Source organism: Mycobacterium sp., assembly GCF_036488105.1.
Lineage (GTDB): Bacteria > Actinomycetota > Actinomycetes > Mycobacteriales > Mycobacteriaceae > Mycobacterium.
In genome coordinates, this window is the sequence record NZ_DASXHW010000473.1 from 1 (window position 1) to 4,996 (window position 4,996).

5 protein-coding genes and 1 pseudogene are annotated in these 4,996 nt (G+C 65.9%); 2 read left to right on the forward strand and 4 right to left on the reverse strand.

Annotation, left to right across the window (positions count from 1 at the left end):
- The 4 genes and pseudogenes from VGH54_RS24720 to ipdE1 form a co-directional block, all read right to left on the reverse strand.
- A pseudogene (locus VGH54_RS24720) lies at positions 1–178 on the reverse strand (acetyl-CoA C-acetyltransferase); the annotation flags it as partial.
- Between the two features lies 1 nt (position 179).
- A complete protein-coding gene (gene kstR2, locus VGH54_RS24725; protein WP_331514768.1) occupies positions 180–779 on the reverse strand; it encodes a TetR family transcriptional regulator KstR2 in 600 nt (199 codons plus the stop codon).
- Positions 776–1,564: a (5R,7aS)-5-hydroxy-7a-methyl-1-oxo-2,3,5,6,7,7a-hexahydro-1H-indene-carboxyl-CoA reductase gene (ipdF, locus tag VGH54_RS24730; RefSeq protein WP_331514769.1), complete on the reverse strand. Its 789-nt coding sequence runs from the start codon at positions 1,562–1,564 to the stop codon at positions 776–778. The genes kstR2 and ipdF overlap by 4 nt, the downstream gene beginning before the upstream one ends.
- The gene (gene ipdE1, locus VGH54_RS24735) at positions 1,561–2,706 is read right to left on the reverse strand and encodes an acyl-CoA dehydrogenase IpdE1 (RefSeq protein ID WP_331514770.1); all 1,146 of its coding nucleotides are present in this window, start codon (positions 2,704–2,706) and stop codon (positions 1,561–1,563) included. Before ipdE1 ends, ipdF begins: the two co-directional genes overlap by 4 nt.
- Positions 2,707–2,808: 102 nt before the next feature.
- Between ipdE1 and fadD3 the strand changes: the two genes are divergently transcribed.
- Complete coding sequence (gene fadD3 / locus VGH54_RS24740; protein ID WP_331514771.1) at positions 2,809–4,329, forward strand: 3-((3aS,4S,7aS)-7a-methyl-1,5-dioxo-octahydro-1H-inden-4-yl)propanoate--CoA ligase FadD3; 1,521 nt, start codon at positions 2,809–2,811, stop codon at positions 4,327–4,329.
- A partial coding sequence (locus VGH54_RS24745) for an acyl-CoA dehydrogenase family protein (protein WP_331514772.1) occupies positions 4,330–4,996 on the forward strand: 667 nt, incomplete at its 3' end. It abuts the gene before it with no gap.

Genomic DNA, 4,996 nt, shown 5'->3' on the forward strand with positions numbered 1-4,996 from the left:
CGACGCAGCCGGCGATCACGTCCTCGACAGCGGCGGGGTCGATGTCGACCCGGTCCAGCAACCCACGCCAGCCGAGCGCGCCCAGGTCGACCGGATGCACGCCGGCCAGCGACCCGTTGCGCTTACCAACGGCCGTGCGCACAGCGTCAATGACGTAAACCTGATTGTTTGAGGGCATGTCAACTTCCTTCTTTGGTGATTCCACCTAGGACGATAGCGAGATACTGCTGACCCACCTGTTGCGCGGTGAGCGGCCCACCGGGCTGATACCAGCGCACCGACACCCAGGTGGTGTCACGGATAAATCGGTAAACCAGGTCGACGTCGAGGTCGGGACGCAGATAACCCTCCTCGATGCCCTGGTGCAGCACGTCGACCCACATCTTGCGCTGCTGTTTGTTCAGGTCCTCGAGGTAGGAGAACCGGGGCTGGGGCAGCAACCGTTTGGCCTCGTCCTGATAGATGACGACCTGGGCGTGCCGATGCTCGATGGCGTCGAAGGACGCCATGAACAGCCCCTTGAGTCGCTCCAGTGGATTCGAGTGCGTGTCAACGATTTCCTGGTAGCGAGCGAAGAGCCAGTCCATGAAGTTCCGCAGCACTTCGTCGACCATCTCTTCCTTGGAAGAGAAATGGTGGTACAGGCTGCCGGAAAGGATGCCGGCGCTGTCGGCGATATCACGCACGGTGGTTGCGCGTAACCCGCGTTCGGCGAACATCTTCGCGGCGAGTTCCAACAGCTCGTCGCGGCGGCTGTTCGGCGGGCTGAGTTCGGTCATGGGTGCTGACTCGATACCGAAATCACTTCTCCAGTCAGGTAACTGGAGTATTCACTGGCCAAGAAGGCGATGGTGGCGGCCACTTCCCACGGCTCGGCAGCGCGGCCGAACGCCTCACCGGCCGACAGCTGATCGAGCAGTTCCGTCGAGCTGGTCTTGTCGAGGAACTTGTGCCGGGCAATGCTGGGCGATACCGCGTTGATCCGCACCCCGTATTCGACGGCTTCGATTGCGCTGCAACGTGTCAACGCCATCACGCCGGCTTTGGCCGCCGCATAGTGGGACTGCGAGTGCTGCGCGCGCCAGCCGAGCACGCTGGCGTTGTTCACGATGACGCCGCCGTGGTCGGCGTCGCGGAAATACCGCAGCGCCGCCCGGGTGGTCCGCAGGACCGACGTCAGCGTGACGTTCAGGACGCGGTCCCACTCGTCGTCGGTCATGTCGACCACCGGAGTCTGACCGCCCAGCCCGGCATTGTTGACCAGCACGTCGAGCCGGCCCAGCCGCGCGGTGGTGGAGGCGATCAGTGCGTCGACCTGCGCGGTGGACGTGACGTCGCAGACCACGCTCTCGACCCGGCCCAATCCCAGTGCGGACAGCTCGTCACGGGTTTCGCCAAGGCGTCGTTCGTGGTGATCGGAGACGACGACGTCGGCGCCTTCGGCGAGCACGCGCCGGGCGGTCGCAGACCCGATCCCGGTGCCCGCCGCGGCCGTCACGATCACGACCTTGCCTTGGAGAAGTCCGTGTCCGGCAACTTCTTTCGGCGCAACCGCGAGCGTCATCGAGCCTCCCTGGGTAGACCGAGCACACGCTCGGCGATGATGTTGCGCTGTATCTCGTTGGAGCCGCCGTAGATGGTGTCCGCGCGGGTGAACAGGTAGAGCCGCTGCCACTCGTCGAAGTCGCCGCCCGGCAGCGCCAGGCCCGCCTTACCCCGCACGTCCATCGCGATCTCACCGAGATCGCGATGCCAGTTGGCCCACAACAACTTCGAGACGTTGTCCTGGCCGGGCTGTTCGACGTCCATGGTCGCCATCGCGTAGGAGCGCATCGCCCGCAGGCCGGCCCAGGACCGGGTCAGGCGTTCGCGAATCAGCGGATCATCGGCGGCGCCAGTGCTTTTCGCGAGCTCGACGACGGCACTCAGCTCACGGGCGTAAACGATCTGTTGGCCGAGCGTCGACACACCGCGCTCGAAGGTCAGCGTTCCCATCGCGACCCGCCAGCCATCGCCGGGCTGGCCGACCACGAGATCGGCGTCGGTGCGAGCGTCGTCGAAGAAGACCTCGTTGAACTCGGAGTCACCGGTCAACTGGACGATCGGGCGGACCTCCACCCCGGGCTGGTCGAGCGGAACAAGCAGATACGACAACCCGGCGTGACGCTTGGAGCCTTTTTCGCTGCGCGCCACCACGAAGCACCACTGCGCCCAGTGCGCCAGCGACGTCCACACCTTCTGGCCGTTGATGACCCACTCATCGTCGTCGAGCACCGCGGTGGTGGACACGTTGGCCAGATCGCTGCCGGCGCCGGGTTCGGAATAGCCCTGCGACCACAGTTCGGTGACGTCGAGGATCCGCGGCAGGAAACGCTGCTGTTGCTCGGGCGTACCGAAGGCGATCAGCGTCGGGCCCAGCAGTTCTTCACCGAAGTGGTTGACCTTGGCGGGCGCGTTGGCGATCGCGTATTCCTCGTAGAACGCCACCCGATGGGCAACCGACAGGCCACGGCCGCCGTGCTCGACCGGCCACCCCAGACAGGTCAGGCCCGCCTGCGCAAGGTGCTGATTCCAGGCCCGCCGCTCCTCGAACGCCTCGTGTTCGCGGCCGGGCCCGCCGAGCCCCTTGAGCGCGGCGAAGTCGCCGACCAGGTTCTCGGCCAGCCAATCGCGGACCTCGGACCTGAACTCCTCGACGCCTTGCACCCCTGTAGGCTAACCTACCAAGCACTTGCTTTGTTAGGCCCCGGCGATGATGGGCCGTGCAGCGGCGGTAGATCAGCCGGGCAATCCGCACCAAGGAGTTCGATGTCGAGCCATCCGCAGACCATTCCTGCGGCGCTGGACCACACCGCTCGCGAGCTCCCTGACCACAACGCGCTGGTCACGCCGGATCGAACCGTCACCTTCGACCAGCTGCGGAACGAAGTGCGGCGCGCCGCGGCGGCGATGATCAGCCTCGGCGTGCAGACCGGTGATCGGGTGGCAATCTGGTCCCCGAACACCTGGCACTGGGTGATTTCCTGCCTGGCCACCCACTATGCCGGCGCCACGGTAGTACCGCTGAACACCCGCTACACCGCGGCCGAGGCATCCGACATCCTGGCCCGCACCGGCGCGCCGTTGCTGGTGGCGATGGGCGAGTTCCTCGGGGCGGACCGCGTCGCCGACCTCGACCGGGCCGCATTGCCCGACCTGCGGCACATCGTGCGGGTGCCCATCGATGCCGACGACGGCACGTGGGACGACTTCATCGGTCACGGATCCGACCTGCAGGCAGCCGACGCCCGCGCGGCCGTGGTCCGGCCCGACGACGTCTCCGACGTCTTGTTCACCTCCGGCACCACCGGCCGCAGCAAAGGCGTGCTGTGCGCGCACCGGCAGTCACTGGCCGGTTCGGCGGCATGGGCCGCCTGCGGCAAGATCACCAGCGACGACCGCTACCTCTGCATCAACCCGTTCTTCCACAACTTCGGCTACAAGGCCGGAATCCTGGCCTGCCTGCAGACCGGCGCCACACTGATCCCGCAGCTGACCTTCGACGCCGAGCAGGCGTTGCGTGCGGTCGCCGAACACCGGATCACCGTGCTCCCCGGACCGCCGACCATCTACCAAACCCTGCTTGACCATCCCGCCCGTAACCGCTACGACCTGAGCTCGCTGCGCTTCGCGGTCACCGGCGCGGCGACGGTGCCGGTTGTGCTGATCGAGCGGATGCAGACCGAACTCGACATCGACATCGTGCTGACCGCGTACGGCCTGACCGAGTCCAACGGAATGGGCACCATGTGCCGCGCAGACGACGACGCGGTCACAGTGGCCACCACCTGTGGGCGGCCGATCGCGGAATTCGAGCTGCGAATCGGCGATCACGGCGAGGTGCTGCTGCGCGGTCCCAATGTGATGCTCGGCTACCTCGACGATCCGGACGCCACCGCCACGACCGTCGACACCGACGGCTGGCTGCACACCGGCGACATCGGAAAGCTCGATGCCGCAGGCAATCTCCAGATCACCGACCGGCTCAAAGACATGTACATCTGCGGCGGCTTCAACGTCTACCCCGCCGAGATCGAGCAGGTGCTGGCCCGTCTGGACGGTGTGCTGGACTGCGCGGTGATCGGCGTACCCGACGAGCGACTTGGCGAAGTAGGCCGGGCGTTCCTGGTGACGCGGCCCGATTCCGGGCTCGACGAGAAGACGGTGATCGCGTACACCCGGGAATACTTGGCGAATTTCAAAGCCCCACGTTCGGTGAGGTTTGTCGACACCCTGCCCCGCAACGCTGGCGGCAAGGTGGTCAAACCGCTACTGCGAGAGATGACCTAAATGGATCTGCACTTCGACGACGAGACGCTGACATTTCAGCACGAGGTGCGCGACTTCCTGTCGTCGCACCGGGACGCGTTTCCGACGCGCTCGTACGACACCGCGGAGGGTTTCGAGCAACACCGCCGTTGGGACAAGGTGCTTTTCGACGCGGGGCTGTCGGTCATCACCTGGCCGCAGAAGTACGGCGGCCGCGACGCGACACTACTGCAGTGGGTGGTCTACGAGGAGGAGTACTTCCGGGCCGGCGCACCCGGCCGGGCCAGCGCCAACGGCACCTCGATGCTGGCGCCGACGCTGTTCGCCCACGGCACCGAAGAGCAGTTGGATCGAGTACTGCCGAAAATGGCCAGCGGCGAAGAGATTTGGGCGCAGGCCTGGTCGGAGCCCGAGTCCGGCAGCGACCTGGCTTCCCTTCGCTCGACGGCGACTCGCACCGACGGCGGGTGGCTGCTCAACGGCCAGAAGATCTGGAGCTCGCGAGCCCCGTTCGGCGACAGGGCATTTGGGTTGTTCCGTTCCGATCCCGAAGCAGAGCGCCATAGCGGGTTGACGTATTTCATGTTCGACCTGAAAGCTGACGGGATCACCGTGCGGCCGATCGCCCAACTCGGCGGCGATACCGGGTTCGGCGAGATCTTTCTCGACGACGTGTTCGTGCCGGACG

Bases quoted from the DNA above. Each gene is read 5' to 3' on its own strand.
- ipdF (WP_331514769.1), bottom strand. From the start codon at position 1,564: ATGACGCTCGCGGTTGCGCCGAAAGAAGTTGCCGGACACGGACTTCTC.
- kstR2 (WP_331514768.1), bottom strand. From the start codon at position 779: ATGACCGAACTCAGCCCGCCGAACAGCCGCCGCGACGAGCTGTTGGAA.
- fadD3 (WP_331514771.1), top strand. From the start codon at position 2,809: ATGTCGAGCCATCCGCAGACCATTCCTGCGGCGCTGGACCACACCGCT.